Origin of the sequence: Peptoniphilus harei (genome assembly GCF_900454685.1) — a bacterium.
Classification (GTDB): domain Bacteria; phylum Bacillota; class Clostridia; order Tissierellales; family Peptoniphilaceae; genus Peptoniphilus_A; species Peptoniphilus_A harei.
In genome coordinates this window covers 1,055,761-1,074,969 of record NZ_UATM01000032.1, presented here as the reverse complement: position 1 = coordinate 1,074,969, position 19,209 = coordinate 1,055,761, and the positions used below count along the sequence as shown (strand labels likewise).

The 19,209-nt window shown below is 37.8% G+C and carries 10 protein-coding genes, 1 tRNA gene and 2 rRNA genes; all 13 read right to left on the bottom strand.

Going from position 1 to position 19,209, the window contains the following annotated elements; all coding sequences use genetic code 11:
* Positions 1-29: 29 nt before the first annotated feature.
* Positions 30-2,881 (bottom strand): 23S ribosomal RNA (locus DRZ96_RS06510).
* Positions 2,882-3,005: 124 nt separating this feature from the next.
* A tRNA-Ala gene (locus tag DRZ96_RS06505) sits at positions 3,006-3,081 on the bottom strand.
* Between the two features lie 40 nt (positions 3,082-3,121).
* A 16S ribosomal RNA gene (locus tag DRZ96_RS06500) occupies positions 3,122-4,646 on the bottom strand.
* Together the 16S and 23S rRNA genes with 1 tRNA gene alongside form the textbook arrangement of a ribosomal RNA operon.
* 403 nt (positions 4,647-5,049) lie before the next feature.
* On the bottom strand, positions 5,050-6,153 hold the full coding sequence (locus tag DRZ96_RS06495; RefSeq protein WP_112890039.1) for a tetratricopeptide repeat protein: 1,104 nt from the start codon (positions 6,151-6,153) through the stop codon (positions 5,050-5,052).
* A gap of 79 nt (positions 6,154-6,232) precedes the next feature.
* Complete coding sequence (gene pgeF / locus DRZ96_RS06490) at positions 6,233-6,955, bottom strand: peptidoglycan editing factor PgeF (RefSeq protein WP_070700186.1); 723 nt, start codon at positions 6,953-6,955, stop codon at positions 6,233-6,235.
* 9 nt (positions 6,956-6,964) lie between these two features.
* A complete protein-coding gene (locus DRZ96_RS06485) occupies positions 6,965-7,798 on the bottom strand; it encodes an exodeoxyribonuclease III (RefSeq protein ID WP_112890038.1) in 834 nt (277 codons plus the stop codon).
* A gap of 246 nt (positions 7,799-8,044) precedes the next feature.
* On the bottom strand, positions 8,045-8,818 hold the full coding sequence (locus tag DRZ96_RS06480; RefSeq protein WP_112890037.1) for a hypothetical protein: 774 nt from the start codon (positions 8,816-8,818) through the stop codon (positions 8,045-8,047).
* Between the two features lie 4 nt (positions 8,819-8,822).
* Positions 8,823-10,532 (bottom strand): arginine--tRNA ligase, encoded by a 1,710-nt coding sequence (gene argS, locus DRZ96_RS06475; protein ID WP_112890036.1) that lies wholly within the window; start codon positions 10,530-10,532, stop codon positions 8,823-8,825.
* 9 nt (positions 10,533-10,541) lie between these two features.
* Complete coding sequence (locus tag DRZ96_RS06470) at positions 10,542-12,917, bottom strand: endonuclease MutS2 (RefSeq protein ID WP_112890035.1); 2,376 nt, start codon at positions 12,915-12,917, stop codon at positions 10,542-10,544.
* Complete coding sequence (locus tag DRZ96_RS06465; RefSeq protein WP_112890034.1) at positions 12,910-15,249, bottom strand: U32 family peptidase; 2,340 nt, start codon at positions 15,247-15,249, stop codon at positions 12,910-12,912. Before DRZ96_RS06465 ends, DRZ96_RS06470 begins: the two co-directional genes overlap by 8 nt.
* Positions 15,236-15,787: a cell division protein ZapA gene (gene zapA / locus DRZ96_RS06460; protein ID WP_112890033.1), complete on the bottom strand. Its 552-nt coding sequence runs from the start codon at positions 15,785-15,787 to the stop codon at positions 15,236-15,238. Before zapA ends, DRZ96_RS06465 begins: the two co-directional genes overlap by 14 nt.
* Before the next feature lie 10 nt (positions 15,788-15,797).
* Complete coding sequence (gene pheT / locus DRZ96_RS06455; protein WP_112890032.1) at positions 15,798-18,173, bottom strand: phenylalanine--tRNA ligase subunit beta; 2,376 nt, start codon at positions 18,171-18,173, stop codon at positions 15,798-15,800.
* Between the two features lie 10 nt (positions 18,174-18,183).
* Complete coding sequence (pheS, locus tag DRZ96_RS06450; protein WP_070700194.1) at positions 18,184-19,206, bottom strand: phenylalanine--tRNA ligase subunit alpha; 1,023 nt, start codon at positions 19,204-19,206, stop codon at positions 18,184-18,186.
* Positions 19,207-19,209: the final 3 nt, after the last annotated feature.

Sequence of the window (19,209 nt, the reverse complement as noted above, 5' to 3'; positions counted from 1 at the left end):
AACTTAAAAACTAATCTTACCTTAAATCTTTGGTCAAGTCTTCGACCTATTAGTACTCGCTAGCTGAATGTATTGCTACACTTACACCTTGAGCCTATCTACCTCATTTTCTTCAAGGGGTCTTATCTTTCGAGGGAAATCTCATCTCGAGGGGGGCTTCGGGCTTAGATGCCTTCAGCTCTTATCCCTTCCAAACTTAGCTTCCCAGCTATGCACTTGGCAGTACAACTGGTGCACCAGAGGTTTGTCCATCCCGGTCCTCTCGTACTAAGGACAGCTCCTCTCAAATTTCCTACGCCCACGACGGATAGGGACCGAACTGTCTCGCGACGTTCTGAACCCAGCTCGCGTGCCTCTTTAATGGGCGAACAGCCCAACCCTTGGGACCTACTTCAGCCCCAGGATGAGACGAGCCGACATCGAGGTGCCAAACCTCCCCGTCGATGTGGACTCTTGGGGGAGATAAGCCTGTTATCCCCGGGGTAGCTTTTATCCGTTGAGCGATGGCCCTTCCACTCGGTACCACCGGATCACTAAGTCCTGCTTTCGCATCTGCTCGACTTGTTGGTCTCGCAGTTAAGCTCCCTTCTGCCTTTATACTCTGCGCACGATTTCCATCCGTGCTGAGGGAACCTTTGAACGCCTCCGTTACTCTTTCGGAGGCGACCGCCCCAGTCAAACTGTCCAACTGAGAGTGTCCCTTCCCCAGATTCATGGGGTTAGGTTAGAATTCTAGCATTAAAAGAGTGGTATCCCAACGGTGACTCCCAAGATACTGGCGTACCTTGTTCTTAGTCTCCCACCTATTCTGTACATTTAATCCCAAAATTCAATCTCAGCCTACAGTAAAGCTCCACGGGGTCTTTCCGTCCTGTCGTGGGTAAGCGGCATCTTTACCGCTACTACAATTTCACCGGATCCTTTGTTGAGACAGTGCCCAAATCGTTACACCTTTCGTGCGGGTCGGAACTTACCCGACAAGGAATTTCGCTACCTTAGGACCGTTATAGTTACGGCCGCCGTTTACTGGGGCTTCAGTTCTAAGCTTCGCTTACGCTAACTTTTTCCCTTAACCTTCCAGCACCGGGCAGGTGTCAGCTCCTATACTTCGTCTTTCGACTTAGCAGAAACTTGTGTTTTTGGTAAACAGTCGCTTGGGCCTTTTCACTGCGGCCCCCTTTTACAGGGGCTCCCCTTCTCCCGAAGTTACGGGGTCATTTTGCCGAGTTCCTTAACAAAGGTTTTTCCGCTCGTCTTAGGATTCTCTCCTCACCTACCTGTGTCGGTTTACGGTACGGGCGATACTTCTCTAGTAGTGGCTTTTCTTGGCAGTGTGGAGTCATAAGCTTCTCTACTTGTTTTCGATCCGCATTACGCTTCAGACTTCTCGGAAAGCGGATTTGCCTACTTTCCATCCTTTGCGCTTGCACGCCTCACCAACTGGGCGCTCTTATTATCCTTCTGCGTCCCCACTTCCTTTAACGATTGTATCGGTACAGGAATTTCCACCTGTTGTCCATCGACTACGCTTTTCAGCCTCGCCTTAGGTCCCGACTTACCCTGAGTGGACGAGCCTTGCTCAGGAATCCTTGGGTTTTCGACGGGTGAGATTCTCACTCACCTCTCGCTACTCATGCCAGCATTCTCTCTTGTATGATGTCCACAGTGCCTTACGACTTCTGCTTCATCCTTCATACATTGCTCCTCTACCAACGTTATACGTTCCATAGCTTCGGTATATAGTTTAGCCCCGGTTATCTTCGGCGCAGAGTCACTTGACTAGTGAGCTATTACGCACTCTTTAAATGAGTGGCTGCTTCTAAGCCAACATCCTAGTTGTCTCAGTAACTCCACATCCTTTCCCACTTAACTATAATTTTGGGACCTTAGCTGATGGTCTGGGCTCTTTCCCTTTCGACTATGAAGCTCATCCCACATAGTCTGACTCCCTAGTGCATGATATGGTATTCGGAGTTTGATAGGTCTTGGTAACATATGCATGCCCCTTGACCAATCAGTGCTCTACCCCCTTTTCATGTCTTACTAGAGGCTAGCCCTAAAGCTATTTCGAGGAGAACCAGCTATCTCCGTGTTCGTTTGGCTTTTCACCCCTATCCACAAGTCATCCGATAACTTTTAAACGTTACCCGGTTCGAGCCTCCATTGAATTTTACTTCAACTTCACTCTGCTCATGGATAGATCACACGGTTTCGGGTCTACAACCACTAACTTCCGCCCTATTTAGACTCGCTTTCGCTTCGGCTCCGCATCTTTAATGCTTAACCTCGCTAGTAATCGTAACTCGCTGGCCCGTTCTACAAAAAGTACACGATCGTGGTGCAAAACCACTTTCGCTGCTTGTAAACACTAGGTTTCAGATTCTATTTCACTCCCCTCACGGGGTTCTTTTCACCTTTCCCTCACGGTACTTGTTCGCTATCGGTCACCAAGTAGTATTTAGCCTTAGGGGGTGGTCCCCCCATATTCCCACTGAATTTCTCGTGTTCCGTGGTACTCTTTTGTGTCGGATATCTTCGCTTTCGTCTACAGGACTCTTACCTTCTTTGGTTAATCTTCCCAGATTATTTGGCTGGCTATTGTCTCTTTATACACATCGGGCTCTTCCCCGTTCGCTCGCCGCTACTTAGGGAATCGAGTTTTCTTTCTTTTCCTCAGGTTACTTAGATGTTTCAGTTCACCTGGTTCGCTTCCTATAGTTATGAATTGGCTATAGGATACCTCTTATGAGGTGGGTTTCCCCATTCGGATATCTACGGGTCATAAGATATTTGCTCCTCTCCGTAGCTTTTCACAGCTTGTCGCGTCCTTCTTCGCCTCTTGGTGCCTAGGCATTCACCTAGTGCTCTTTTTAACTTGACCTTTGTTAATAAACATTTCTGTTTATTTCCAGTTTAATTGTTTTGTTTAAGAAATTTTGATTAGTTTTTAAGTTGTTATGGTTCTCTTCTTTTTTCAAAGAAGCTTTCGACCACTTATGTGATCATGGTGGAGATAAGGAGATTCGAACTCCTGACCTCCTGCTTGCAAGGCAGGCGCTCTCCCAACTGAGCTATACCCCCATATATATAATTAAAATAGTGTGAAGATTTTTTTCCTTAGAAAGGAGGTGATCCAGCCGCACCTTCCGATACGGCTACCTTGTTACGACTTCACCCCAGTCACCTATCCTACCTTCGACTGCTGCTTCCCTAAGGTTCGCTCGCAGGCTTCGGGTATTACAAGCTTCCATGGTGTGACGGGCGGTGTGTACAAGACCCGGGAACGCATTCACCGCAGCATGCTGATCTGCGATTACTAGCAACTCCATCTTCATGTACTCGAGTTGCAGAGTACAATCCGAACTGGGAAAGACTTTTTGAGGTTGGCTTAATATCACTATCTCGCTTCCCTTTGTATCTTCCATTGTAGCACGTGTGTAGCCCAGGGCATATAGGGCATGATGATTTGACGTCATCCCCACCTTCCTCCGATTTATCATCGGCAGTCTCTTTAGAGTCCCCATCCGAAATGCTGGTAACTAAAGATAGGGGTTGCGCTCGTTGCCAGACTTAACTGAACATCTCACGACACGAGCTGACGACAACCATGCACCACCTGTATTGAGGCTTCCGAAGAAGAGGGTATATCTCTATACCGGTCCTCAGTATGTCAAGCCCTGGTAAGGTTCTTCGCGTTGCTTCGAATTAAACCACATGCTCCGCTGCTTGTGCGGGTCCCCGTCAATTCCTTTGAGTTTCATGCTTGCGCACGTACTCCCCAGGCGGAGTGCTTAATGTGTTAACTGCGGCACCGAATTATTCCGATACCTAGCACTCATCGTTTACAGCGTGGACTACCAGGGTATCTAATCCTGTTTGCTACCCACGCTTTCGTTCCTCAGCGTCAGAATGAGCCCAGTAAGTCGCCTTCGCCACCGGTATTCTTTTTAATATCTACGCATTTCACCGCTACACTAAAAATTCCACTTACCTCTACTCTTCTCAAGATATGCAGTTTCAAATGCTTACAGTAGTTAAGCTACTGCCTTTTACATCTGACTTGCATTTCCGCCTGCGAACCCTTTACGCCCAGTGATTCCGGACAACGCTAGCCCCCTACGTATTACCGCGGCTGCTGGCACGTAGTTAGCCGGGGCTTTTTCTTATGGTACCGTCATTATCTTCCCATATAAAAGAACTTTACGACTCGAAAGCCTTCATCGTTCACGCGGCGTCGCTGCATCAGAGTTCCCTCCATTGTGCAATATTCCCCACTGCTGCCTCCCGTAGGAGTTTGGACCGTTTCTCAGTTCCAATGTGGCCGTTCACCCTCTCAGGCCGGCTACCCATCGTCGCCTTGGTGGGCCGTTACCTCACCAACTAGCTAATGGGACGCGAGTCCATCTTAGACCACCGGAGTTTTGATCATTAGTGCATGGGCACCTATGATTTCATTTGGTATTAATCCCGGTTTCCCGAGGCTATCCCAATGTCTAAGGCAGGTTACTCACGTGTTACTCACCCGTCCGCCGCTAATCCATCTTATCTTCACCCCGAAGGGATCTGTCAAGATTTCATCGCTCGACTTGCATGTGTTAAGCGCGCCGCCAGCGTTCGTCCTGAGCCAGGATCAAACTCTCAATTAAAAAATTTGTATGACTCATTAGTTTTCTCAAAACTAAACGAATATCTGGTTTGCTTGTGATTCTTTAAAAGAATCTGTGATTAAATCACGAATTGTTTATCTATCTTCACACTATTTAATTATCATGTTTCATGCGCTACTTTTTGAAGTAGCTTGTTTATTATACTACCGTGTTTTTTCTTTGTCAAGTATTTTTTACAATTTATTTAAATTGTTTTTACTTGAAACTCGGTAATATTTTTTGCTGTCTTAAGTGACAACTTCTATATATTATCATCTGAGAAGTTATCTGTCAACTGTTTTTTTTATTTTTTTAAATCTTTTTTTGTCTTTAAAAAAAATATAACAGCTATCTTTTTCGACAACTGTTATATAATACTCTTTTATTTTTATCCTGTCAATAATTATTTTAAATTTTTAATAAAGTTTTCTAACTCTTCATTTGGACTAAGCTTATTAGCCTTCTCTAGATATTCTAATCCCTTTTCTCTTTCATTCATATTTAGGTAAATTATACCTATGTTATATGTCAAGGGATAAGAATCTTCTAATTCTTCTAAACCCAAATTTAATATATCAATTGCTTTTGTAAATTCTTGTCTTCCTGCATATATTGTTGTAAGGAGATTTATATTCTCTTCTGTAGTTTTCTTCTCAACAGAAAGTTTTGCATATTCTTCCGACTTATCAAAGTCTCCCATATTGTAATAGGAAATTGCATAAGTATAATAGAAGGATTCATCCATATTAAAGTCTTCGCTTACACTATCTAACAGATTAATAGCCTTATCGTATTCTCCATATGATAAATAGGTCTTAGCTGAATCGAAGTTTACCTTATCTCTTATTACTTCAATTTCTTTTCTAACTTGATCCTTTAACTCTTCATCTTTAGATATATTTATGAACTTTTCGAAGTACATGTTGGCCTTTATAAATTTGCCAAGGGCTAGGTTAATGTAAGCCAGCCTATAATAGGCCAAGGCATATCCCTCATCTAAGTTTAAGACTTGGTTGTATTTTTTAATTATTATATTTAATAATTTTTCACTCTTTTCATATTCTTCTTCATGAATTTTATTGTATAAGGCCTCTAAGATATTTGCTTCCTTAAAAATTATATCTGGATCTTCTCCCCCTACCTCTTCATATCCCTTTAAAAATATATAAGAATCAAGAGGATCTTCTTCTTGATTTAGAAAGGCCTTGTGCATGGCATAGTTCTTTAAATCTATATCTAATTTTTTTAAGATTTCTTTATATTTCTCGGAATATTTAAAGTCACTGTCAATTCCAAGTAAATAAATCATGGCCTCTACAATTTTTTCTAGGTTTATCTCTTCTTCTAATTCCTTTTCTTTGATTCCTTCTATAAGATAGTCCAACTTTATGGGCATGGAAAGACCCACTTGTAGGTTCACTTCTCCCAGATGGTAGTCTTCTTTTAAATCTATAAAAGCTAGATTTTTTAATTTTTTATTTATATCTTCTTTAAAAAGATTTTCCATTAAATCTCCCCTACTTATAATTTTATTTATGCTTCAATAATATTTAAAATACTAACAGATTAAAATTAGATTTTCAATTTTATCTCATCATGACTATCATGGAGTTTAAGCCGTAGGCTTTTCCTTCTCTCCTTGCAGAGTGCAAGTCTAGATTCTTGTAAGTTGACTCTTTACAAATATCTATGTTACATTCATTTATTCCTGACTCTAGTAATATTTCTTTATTAACTTCTGTCATAGAAAGGTGCCAAGTACCCTTAATTTTCTCGAAGAAATTGTCTCTATTTTTGAAATCCTTAAATTCTTCATAGACTTCTTCTCCAACTTCATAGTTTTCTATATCAATACTAGGGCCAATGTAGGCAATAATATCTTTTAGGTCTGACCCAAAGTCACTTTTCATTTTATCTAGGGCCTTGGCTGGGATTTTCTTTTTTGCTCCCCTCCAACCTGAATGTACTATAGAAAGAATTTCCTTCTTTTTGTCATAAAGAACTATTGGTGTGCAGTCGGCAAACTTTAGCAAGAGGGCAAGATTTTTCTTATCTGTCACAAGGCCATCTGTGTTGGGAAAGTTTCTTCCGTAGACAAAGTCCTTTCCATTTCCCCCATCACAATAGGCAATTTTATCAGTGTGGGTTTGGATGCAAGAATAAATCTCATCAGGTTCGATTTCCATCCTCTCTAGCATATCCTCTACATAATCTCTTACCTTGTCACCTTCCTTGGCATAAGAAAGAGAGTATTCCATTCCACTTATTAGGTTTATGATTCCATTTTCTTCTAAAAACTTTGATTTCATTTTATTTTCTCATTTTTCAAAATTAATTTCCAATAGAATTGGTGTGTGGTCTTGTCTTTCTCCTGAGTCAACCATATTTGATTCAGTGACATTGTCTTTTATCCTGTCACTAACTATAAAGTAGTCAATCCTCCAGCCAGAGTTGTTTATCTTAGAAGTCCTAACTCTTTGTGCCCACCAAGTGTAAACTCCTTCAACATCTCCGTGGATATGTCTAAAAGTATCAGTAAAGCCCATGGATAACAAATTTGTGAAACCTTGTCTTTCTTCATCAGTAAAGCCTGCTGACATCCTATTGCTCTCTGGGTTTGCAAGGTCGATTTCTTTGTGAGCCACGTTGAAGTCGCCTGTTGCAATGACAGGTTTTATTTCATCAAGACTTGATAAGTATTCGCCATACTTTTCATCCCAAATTTGTCTCAATGGAAGTCTTTTTAATTCACCACCTGCATTTGGTGTGTAAACTTGTGTAAGAAAGAAATCTTCAAATTCTAAAGTTATAATTCTTCCTTCAAAGTCCATTGTGTCTGGTGCATCAATTTTCGGGAAAATCACCTTAGGTTCAAGCCCCTTTTTATAAAAGGCCATATTGCCAGCATATCCCTTACGAGCTGGTTCCTCTGATGAAACAAAAACATAGTCATAATCACAGAACATATCTGCCATAATTTCCTTGTGTTTTTTGCTTGGACCATTCTTAGGAAGTTTTGTCTCTTGAATGGCAATTATATCTGGGTCTTCTTTTAAAATTGTTGCGAGCACTTCTCTCGACATCTTTGCCCTGTTTGAGTCACTCGTTAAGGCAGCGTTAATTGAATCTATATTCCACGAAATTATTTTCATTTTATTCCTCCAATTTTATTTTATACTTCATATCCTATCAAATAGAAATTTCTCATTCAATCTTAATTTGATTTTATTTATCAAGATTTGAATTTAACTTGATAATTTTTTATAACTTCATAGTTTTTTATTATTTCACAAAAATTTATTACTTCATAATTATTTATTACTTCACAAAAATTTATTAAATCGCAAAAATTTTCCGATAAAAAAAGACCTGACCTAAGTCAAGTCTTGATTTAAATTTTATAACTCGCCCATGTAGGCCCTCTTCCTTCTTGTTGATCCAACTAAAATCCTGTAGAGGTTACCCCTAAAGATTGCATAGACAGCAGTGATGATGCTGGCAAGCAAAATTTTAATGTTTTGTGGGTCAAGAGGATTCGTATATGATAAACCTGTCATAATTTCTTGACCAAGTGGAAGGTCCACAATTGAATTCGATACAATCATGAAAGCAAAATCGAATCCCAAGAGATGGAGTATGCCAAGATAAATCAAAAATGGTATAGTCCAAAGTAAGAAATTTTCCTTCATAAACTCCAGTGAGTGAGTGTAGGCTGAAGTGTAATACTCTCCCCTAATATAAATTGACTCAGCAATTGGGTTGAGGGCAAGGGTAATCACTGCCCCAACAAGAGTAGTAGCTCCCATCATGACACCTATACCTGGCATGAAAAACGAAATTATCATTAGGATAAAAAACACCGAATAAATTGATGCAAAGTAGGCCATAAAAGTCTTTGAAAAATTCCTAAAGCTAATTCTATTGTAATAAATCAAATCACTTAAAACAGAAAAATAACTCGAAAGGATCAAAGATGTCAAAAGTGGAATGATAAAACCAATTATAGGGGCGTAGCTTCTTGCAAGTAACCTTCCAATTAAAAGCATCCCCAGCATATAAACTACCCCATAAACGAAAGGAAAGATTAAAAAGTGTGGGGCCTTCTTTATTTTTAAAAGGGTATCCTTGCCTGCCTTCTTATAAACTAATTGTAAATCTTCAAAAAAGTTCATTAGATCACATCTTTTCAGGTGCTTTTATACCAAGCAAGTTAAGTCCACTTGCAATTACATTCTTAACTGCATAGCAAAGCATAAGTCTTGTGTTCTTTAATTTTTCATCTTCAACTAAGATTTGAGTTTGGTTGTAGAATTTGTTGAAGTTCTTTGCAAGTTCAACTGTGTATCTTGTGATGAAGTATGGTTCATATTTTTCACAAGCATCAACAACTACGTCAGTGAAGTTGTAAAGACTTCTAATAATATTTATTTCACTTTCTTCTGTAAGAAGGCTTGGGTCGATTTCATTGTTTATGTCAAAGTCACCCTTCTTTAATAAAGAGCAAATTCTTGCGTGAACATATTGTACGTAAGGTCCAGTTTCTCCTTCAAAGGAAAGAGTCTTGTCCCAATTAAAAGTGTAGTCCTTAATTCTTCCATTGAAAAGTTCTTGGAACTTAATTGCACCAATACCTACAGTTTGTGCAAGTTCTTCCTTGTTTTCAATTTTTTGACCTTGTTCTTCCTCTCTTGCATCTAAGATTTCACGAACCTTGTCTGTCGCCTTGTTAAGCACATCTTCAAGGTAAACTACCTTACCTCTTCTCGTTGAAAGAGTTCCATCTTCAAGAGAAACCATGCCGAAAGGAACGTGAACAATTTCATCGTACCAGTCATAGCCAGCCTTCTTTAAGGCAGACTTAAGTTGATTGAAGTGAAGACTTTGTTGACTTCCTACAACGTAAATATTTTTGTAAGGTTTGTAAGTTTCGTGTCTATATTTTGCAGCAGCTAAGTCTCTTGTTAGATAAATTGTTGTACCATCAGATTTTACAACAATTGCTGGTGGAAGGTCATACTCTTCAAGGTTAATAACTTCTGCACCTTGAGACTCTTCAAGTACATTTCTCTCTCTTAATTCTTCAATTAAGCCTGGCATCTTGTCAGAATAGAAAGATTCTCCATTGTAAGAATCGAAGTGGATGTCAAGCATATCGTAAACCCTGTTAAATTCCTTTAACGAAACTTCTTTAAACCATTGCCAGATTTCTACAGCTTCTGGATTTCCATTTTCAAGTTCCTTGAACCAATAACGACACTCATCCTTAACACTTTCGTCTTCTTCACAAACACCATTAACTTTTACATAAAGTTTTAGAAGTTCATTGATTGGATTCTTTTCAATTGCTTCCTTGCTGCCCCAAGTCTTGTAGGCATAGATAAGCATACCAAATTGAGTTCCATAGTCCCCAAGGTGGTTGATGGCAATTGTGTTAAAGCCCAAGAAATCGTAAATTCTCTTTAAAGAATCTCCAATTACAGTTGATCTAATGTGACCAATGTGGAAGGGCTTTGCAATATTTGTTGAAGAGTATTCCACAATTACATTTTTGTTATCTCCATAATTTGTCTTGCCAAAGTTTTCTTTTCTATCAGCAGCATCTCTTAAAATTTCTTCTACTAAGATAGACTTGTTAATGTAAAAGTTAAGGTAGGCATTTTTGTTTTCAACTTTTTCAAAATATTTTGAATCAATTTGTCCTGCCAGTTCTTCTGCAATCATAGCTGGATTTTTTCTGTAAATCTTTGCTAGACTAAAAACTGGGAAGGCAAAGTCACCAAGTTCATAGTTTGGTGGCACTTCTATCATCTTGTCAATCTCTTTGGCATCAAGGCCATCGATTTTTTCATCAAGTATTTTTATTATTTCTTCTCTAAAATTAATCATCTTGACTCCTTACTTTAGGATAACAACAGTTACACCGTCGCCACCCTCATTATATTCTGCATCTTTATAGGACTTTATAGTCTTAACACTTCTAAAATGTTCTCTTAATTTTTTTCTAAGGACACCTGTGCCCTTTCCATGAATTATTCTAACGGATTTTAGGCCAGAAAGATAGGCATCATCTAAATATTTATCAACAATATCTTTAGCATCTTCAAAATTCTTGCCCCTGATGTCAATTTCACTTTTAACATTTGTTGCCTTGTTCTGCAAAATGCTCCTAGTATTGTGCTTAGTTGTGTCTTCTTGGACATCAATCCTCGTTAGAGAATCCTTTGGCATATTCATCTTCATTATGCCCGATTGTACTAGAACATTTCCTTTTTTGTCTGGAAGCTCCAAGACTGTTGCAATATTTCCAAGAGATGTCCTCACCTTGTCGCCAATTTTTATTTCTCTTATTGGGTTTTTTGCCTTAGCTATTTCAAGTTCTGATTTATCTCTGGCATTTTTTATACTTTCACGCAAGAGGTCTTGGGCCTCTTGGATTTTTTTAGAATTTTCAGAACTTATATTGTCCCTAGCTTCATTTATTTCAGATAAAATTATATCAACATTTTCTTTTGTATTTAATAAAAGTCTCTTAGCTTCCTCACGAGATTTTTCTAGGATTTTTTCCTTTTGATCTTCTAATTTTTTAATTTTTGATTGAAGCCTCTTGTTTTCTTTTTCTAAATCAATCTTTTCTCTCTCAAGTTCTTCTTTATACTCGCGAATTTTTGTCCTGTCCTCGTCAATTGATTGGAGGACGTCTTCGAATTCAATATTTTCTGAACTCAAGAGTTTCTTTGCTTCTCCAATTATCTCATCAGGCAGTCCCAACCTCCTAGAAATTTCAAAGGCGTTGGACTTACCTGGGACCCCAATTAATAGTCTATAAGTTGGAGAAAGGCTATCCACATCAAATTCCATGCTGGCATTGGCAACTCCATCAGTTGTCAGTGCATAAACTTTTAATTGATTGTAGTGGGATGTGGAAATACACCTTATCTTTCTCTCAAGCATAAAGTCCATAATAGACCTTGCAAGGGCAGCACCCTCTGTTGGGTCTGTTCCTGCTCCAAGTTCGTCAAAAAGAACAAGAGAATTTGGACTTACATTTTTTAAGATGTAGACAATGTTAACCATGTGGGATGAAAAAGTTGAAAGAGACTGCTCAATAGATTGCTCATCTCCAATATCTGCAAAAACTTTTTCAAAAACTGCAATTTCTGATGCCTCATCAGCTGGTATCAAGAGACCAAATTGTGTCATAAGGGTCAATAGTCCCACAGTTTTTATACTTACAGTCTTACCACCAGTGTTGGGTCCTGTGACAATAAGTGAGGTGAAGTCTATTCCAAGATTTATGTCAATTGGAACTGCAATTTTCCTGTCTAAGAAAGGATGGTAGGCCTTGATTAAGTTTATCCTGCCTTCACGATTTAGTTTCGGCATGTTGGCATGATAATTTAAAGCCAATCTTGCCTTGGCAAAAATAAAATCAAGCTCAATTAACTTTTCTTGGTTTGATTTAATCTCTTCGCTAGTTTCCCCAACTAATTCTGAAAGTTCCCTAAGTATTTTTTCTATTTCTAAATTTTCTTTTATATATAATTCCTTTAAGTCGTTGTTGGCTTCCACAACTGCCATAGGTTCAATGTATGCTGTCTGTCCAGAACCAGAAATGTCATGAACAAGACCCTTAACCTTAGACTTGTTTTCAATTTTTACAGGAACAACATACCTTCCGTCACGCAAAGTGACAATGGCATCTTGCAAGAAATCAGCATGAGAAGATAAAATTCCATTTAACCTATTTTTTATGGAATCCTTCTTTGCAACAATTCCCCTCCTGATTCTTAAAAGTTCACGAGAAGCGTCGTCGGCAATTTCTTCTTCAGAAATAATTTTTGAATTTATCTCATCTTCTAATCTCTTGTCTGTGTAAAGATCTTCAATTAATTTGTCAATGTATTCTAATTTTACTTCTTCGTCTTTATTGTAAGAATCTTTTTTGAGATAAGTCTTTAGGCCACGAGAAACTCTTAAAAAATCAGAAACTTGTAAGAGGCTTCCTGCAGTTAGAGACCCACCAATTTCTGTTCGCTTAATAATTGATCTGATGTCAACAATTCCAAATAATTGTGGTTCTCCCTTGGCAATAATTAATTTTAAGGCTTCGTTAGTCTCATTAAGCCTATTTTTTACGACCTCATATTGGGTAGAAATTTCAACCTGGTCAATATATTCACTTGTGATACTTGCACTGGCAAGTTTTTTAAGTTCAACTAAGACGTTGTCAAATTCCAAGATCTTTGATGCTCTTTTCAAAGAATTATCCACTGACAATCCCCCTATTTATGTGTCCCTTAGTAACTTCTTTGTACTTATCTTCTAGTTTTTCTTTTAGTTTATAAAAATCTTCTTCCTTGTAGTCCTTGTATAGGTCAATGACTTGATTAGTAAATTCATCTGCCAATAAAAGAAGACTAATTTTATTTTCTTTTAATTTATTCACGTAACCGTCTAATAAAATTGGATATGAATTAAAAATTTCTGTAAAGGTATTTTGTCTTAGGACTTCAAAGTCCACTGACTTTTCATCTCTAAGAAGGTAATTTTTGAACTTACAGGTTGGGCAATTTCTCTCGTCCAGGCAATTTTTCTCAATGGAATAAGGACAGTGCTTCATAGTCATAACTGGGACTCTTCCATAGGAAATCACGTTGACCTCCATGTCTTCTCCCTTGATTATATTTTGAATTTGTCCACTGTTCATCTCTGGAGAAAGAGTAGCTGACTTAAAGCCCAGTTTCTTAAAGAAGTCCAGTGCATTCCAATTAAAAATATTAAGTCCAAGGTCTGCGTTAAGTTCAAGTCCATCGTCCTTAAAGATATAATATTCTGAAAGGTTATTTATCCAAAGGCCTTTAATGTTTTTATTTTTAAGAATGTAGGTCCTAAGCCTTTCAAGCTCATCATAAGAATAAAACTTGTCAAGATAAATTGAAACTTCCCTATTTCCATAAGATTTTTTGAACTTTTCCAAATCCTTGGCCCTGATAATAATTTCATCTATTTTATTTAAGTCTGTCCTTTTAAGATCTTCAAACTTATTGAAAAACACCTTAACAAGTGATTTCTCTCTTTTTAAATTATTTTTATGACCTTCTAATTTATTATCAACTTTGACTCTTTCAATGGATCCACTTAGAATTTTATCTTCTAATATCTTTAGGCCTTCTCTTCTAAGTTCATTAATAGCAGAAATTGGAAGAAAAGCATTGTCATCTAAGTCCAAGTTTATACCATCTAGCTCAAAAATACTGTCTCCAGTTTTTGAAATATTTTCAATAACTCTTTCCCTCTCAAGTCCGGTCTTCTTTGCTGGCTCAACTAATCTATCTAGGGTGTAAGTTCCCTCCAGGTCATCTGACTTGATATAAATTACTGGTTTTTCTCCAATTTTAATTTTTAAATCCACATGGACTTTTCTCTTGTAGTCATAGGAATCTATTTTTTCATCGATCTTTTCATAAAGTTTCTTTGAGTAAGTCCTATTAATTGTTGAATTTTCAAGAGGTCTCTTAAATAATTCAACTTGGTAAGTTTGTCCAGCCTTATAAAATTCTCTAGACTTCATGCCAAATCTTCCCTTGGAAGAATTAAATTCTAGTCCATCGCCTGGGTAAACATCTTGGTCAAAAATTATTTTCGCTGAGTTTCTTCCAACTTCAATTACCCTTCCTATTTCAATTCCCCTGTTATCAGGTCTATCGTAGGAAATAAAGTCTCGACCAAAGTCTCCGTTGAAGAGTCCCTTAGTAAAGCCCCTATTAAAAACTTGCAGAGTATCTTCTCTGTCCTCTTCTCTTAACTTTCCTTCAAGAGACTTTTTATAAGATGAAACCACGGTGTAGACATATTCCGGATTTTTCATCCTGCCTTCGATTTTAAGAGAATAGCCACCGGCTCTTATAATCTTTGCCACATCATCAAGGGTGTTTAGGTCCTTGGGAGAAAGATAGTAAAGTCTATTGGCTAGTTTTTTTCCATCAAAGTCAATAATTTCATAAGACCTCCTGCAGGCCTGGGCACATTCGCCACGATTACCTGACTTGCCACCAATCATTGATGACATAAGGCATTCTCCTGAATAAGAAACGCAAAGAGCCCCATGAATAAAGGTCTCAACATCTAAATCTAGTTCTTTAATCTTTTCTATTTCAAAAATAGGAGTTTCACGAGCAAGAACTACTCTAGAAAAACCCATCTCTTTTAAAAATTTTGCTCCGTAATAATTATTTACTGCCATTTGGGTAGATGCGTGAAGTTCAAAGTCTGGGAAGTCCTCCCTTATTTTTGCCGCAATCCCAATATCTTGTAATATTAGGGCGTCAACTCCAATATCGTAAAGCATCTTCACACTTTTCATTGCCCTCTTGACTTCGAAGTCTGCAATTAAAATGTTAAAGGTTACATAAATATCCACATCTCTTAGGTGAGCATAGTCTATTGCTTCTTCAAGTTCTTCCCTGTTAAAGTTCTTGGCCTTGGCCCTAGCAGAGAATTCATCATATCCCAAATAAATGGCATTAGCACCTGCTGACACAGCAGCCTTTAATGCTGCCATATCACCTGCAGGTGCTAACAATTCATATTTATTTCTCTTCATAAATATTTTCCAATTCTCTTGATAGGTCGATTATCCTTCTAGATGCGGAGTTGTTTTTTTCTTCAAGATTAGAGATACTTCCCTCAAGCTTTTTAATTTCTTCCTTAGATTCCATTAGGGCTTGATTTTTATCCATAAGTTCCCTATTCAGTTTTCTGTTTCTATCTTCTAAATCATTAGTCTTCTCTTGAAGGTCCCTAAAAGACTTATTGGCCTTCTTGTTTTCTTCCTCAAAAATAGAAAGCTGCTTTTTCAAATCTTTTATTTCTTCAATTTTTTCCATTATTTCCCTTTTATCATCGCTGGCACTTGCCAGATTATCCTTATCAGACTTCATCTTTTCAAAGTCATCTAGGACATTAAGGGCACAAAGGACAAGAGTTTGCACTTGATTTAACCTGTAATTAGTTCTCGCAGTTTCCTGAATCTTTTCATTGAGGTCAGCTGCAAGGTCCTTGATATACTTTTCGTTGTCATTACCCATGACATAAAATTTCATGCCATCGATAGTGACTTCGATTCTTTTCGCATAGGACATAATAGCCTCCTTAGGATCTTAGTTTAGCTTTAAATTCACTTTCAATTTCAGCAACTACTTTTTCACAAATTTCTGTAACTTCTCCTTCTTCAAGAGTCCTGTCTGCAGCCCTAAATACTAGGGAGAAGGCAACAGATTTCTTTCCTTCTTCTATATTTTCACCTTCGTAAATGTCGAATACCTTAAAGGATTCAAGAAGGTCTTTTCCATGTTTTTTCGCAACTTTTTCAAGGTCAACTGAGTCTACTTCCCTATCCATGATGAAGGCAAAGTCCCTCTTCATTGTTGGATATTTAGGAAGGTCCTTGTAAGTGTAGTTGTCAATTGTATTTTCTACGATTTTGTCAAAGTCTAGCTCTGCAACATAGGCCTTTTTCTTAAGTCCATAATTTTCTAAGACCCTTGGATGTACTTCTCCAAATACTCCAAGACTTTCACCATTTAATAGGAATTCTGCAGACCTACCTGGGTGCAAGAAGCTTGCTTCCTTTCTCCTAACTTCTAAGTTATTAATTCCCAAGAACCAAAGAATTTTTTCTATTGACTCTTTAAGATAGTAGAAGTCACCTAAGTCATAGAAGCCCATAGTCAATTTTAACCTTTCACTTGGCAGTTCATCTTCTGTTGGGAAGAAGGTATTTCCAATTTCAAATCCACCAACATTTTCGTTGCCCCTAACATAGTTTTTGGCAAGGGCATCAATCATTGAAGGAACAAGAGTTGTCCTCATAACTGAGTAATCTTCTCCCAGTGGATTTAGAATTTTTATAATATTTTTCTCATCTTCAGTGTAGTTTGCCTTTTCATAAGAAGACGGACTCACAAAGGAGTAAGTCATAAATTCAGAATATCCAAGACCCGTTAATAGATTTTTAATCCTGTCTTCAACATTTCTAAATCTTGGTTTTTTGCCAACCGTTAAAGTTCCCACAAGTTTTTTAGGCTCAATATTGTCGTAGCCATAAACTCTTGCAACTTCTTCAATTAGGTCTTCTTCTATGTCAAGGTCAAGCCTTACACTTGGGATTTTTGCTATAAGATAGACGTCTTTAATTTCAGTTTCAATTTCTAGTCTATTTAAAATATTAGCAACTTCTTCAATTGTGAAGTCAACTCCAATTAGGTCAACAACTTTTTGGTGTCTAAGTTTAATTTCCTTTTCTTCCTTGGAGAAGTTTCCAACGTCCTTAGAACCATCTACTACTTCAGCAATTCCCATTTCAGAAGCAAGTTGACAAACCCTATCTACAGCAGTCTTTGCAAGGTTAGGGTCAAGTCCCTTTTCAAATCTTGATGAAGCCTCACTTCTTAGGTTAAGTCTCCTTGAAGTCTTCCTAATATTTTCCTTGTTGAAGTTGGCTCCTTCTAATAAAACATTTACAGTTTTGTCAGTAACTTCAGAATCAAGTCCTCCCATAACTCCTGCAAGACCAATAATTTCTTGGCCATCAGTAATTAAAATATCAGAGGACTCTAACTTTCTTGTCTCGCCATCAAGAGTAACAGTTTCTTCCCCATCTTCTGCCATCCTAACCACAATCTTCTTTGAATGGAGACTGTTTAGGTCAAAGGCGTGAAGAGGTTGACCGTATTCAAGCATTACAAAGTTTGTTAAATCAACAATATTAGAAATTGGTCTAACTCCAGCTTGCATTAGATAGGCTTGTAGCCAAAGTGGAGAAGGTCCCATTTTTATATTTTTAAGTATTTTTGAATAATATCTTGTGCAGTTTTCTGTTTCTATTTCAATATCATCAAAGTAATCAGAAAAATCATCAACTTGATTTTCAATTTTTATTTCATTGTGCTTAGCCTTTAAATCAAAGGATGCAGCAGTTTCCACAGCCATTCCCATCATGCTTAGGCAATCAGGTCTATTTGGTGTAATCTCAAGTTCAAGAATTTCATTGTCCATGAAAAGAGCTTCCATGGCAGAGCCGCCAATTTCAGTTCCTTCAGGGAAGATAAAAATTCCGTTACGAGCTTCCTTAGGAATTACTGAATTTTCGTAACCCAATTCTTCTAGAGAGCAAAGCATACCATTGGATTCAACACCACGAAGCTTGCCCTTTTTAATTTTTTGTCCGCCAGCCACAGTAGAACCGTGAAGGGCAACAGGAACAATAGCTCCCTCAAAAACATTTTTAGCACCAGTAACTATTTGAAGGACCTCGTCACCAACATTTACAGAACAAATAACAAGCTTGTCTGCATCTGGGTGGTTTTCAATTTTTTCAATCCTTCCAACTACAATTTTATCTAAACCTTCAGATGGAATAATAATAGATTCAACGTGAGAACCAGAATTAGAAAGTCCATCTGCAAGTTTTTTTACATCAAAATCGAAATCAACATAATCTTTAAGCCATTTAATCGGTAATAACATCTATATCTCCTTAAAATTGTTCCAAGAACTTCTTGTTGTTTTCAAACATCATTCTAATATCTGTAATCTTGTACCTAACCATTGCAATCCTGTCAATACCCATACCAAAGGCAAAGCCAGAATACTTTTCAGGGTCAATGCCACAGTTTCTTAAAACATTTGGGTGAACCATGCCGCATCCCAAAAGTTCCATAGACCAGCCAGTGTAGTTACAAGCCTTACATCCCTTGCCGCCACAAGAAGTACAAGTAGTATCAACTTCAAGACTTGGCTCAGTAAATGGGAAGTAGTGAGGTCTAAATCTTGTCTTCACTTCTTCACCAAAGAAGGCTTTAACAAAGTAGTTTAAAGTGTCAATTAAGTTGGCAACAGAAATCTTCTCATCAACAACGAGTCCCTCAAGTTGGTGGAACATTGGTGAATGAGTTGCATCAACTTCATCAGACCTAAAAACTCTACCAGAACATATCATGCGAATTGGAGCGCCATGTTCCTTCATTGCCCTAACTTGGACAGGAGATGTTTGTGATCTAAGAATTGTGTTTTTATCAAAATAAAAAGTATCAGACATATCCCTAGATGGGTGGTCCTTAGGTGCATTAAGAAGATCAAAGTTGTTTTCAACAGTTTCAATCTCTGGACCATCGTAAACAGTAAAGCCCATGTGAGTAAATAAGTCTTCAAGATCCTCAAGAGTCTTCTTTAGGGGATGTCTGTGTCCTAAAAAGATTTCATCAGTCTTTAAAGTAACGTCAATTCTCTCGTCGTGAAGTTTTTGTTCCAAAATCTTTTCATTTAACTCAGTCCTCTTGTCTTCAAGAGCCTTTTCAATTTCTTCACGGACTTCATTGACAAGGGCACCCATAACAGGTCTCTCTTCCTTGGAAAGATCCTTCATTCCCTTTAAGATTTGAGTTATTTCACCCTTCTTGCCTAAGTACTTAACTTTCAGTTCATCTATATCTCTAATTGTCTTAACTTCATTTAAAAGTTTCATGGATTCATCTTTGATTCCAATTAATTTTTCTTTCATGTT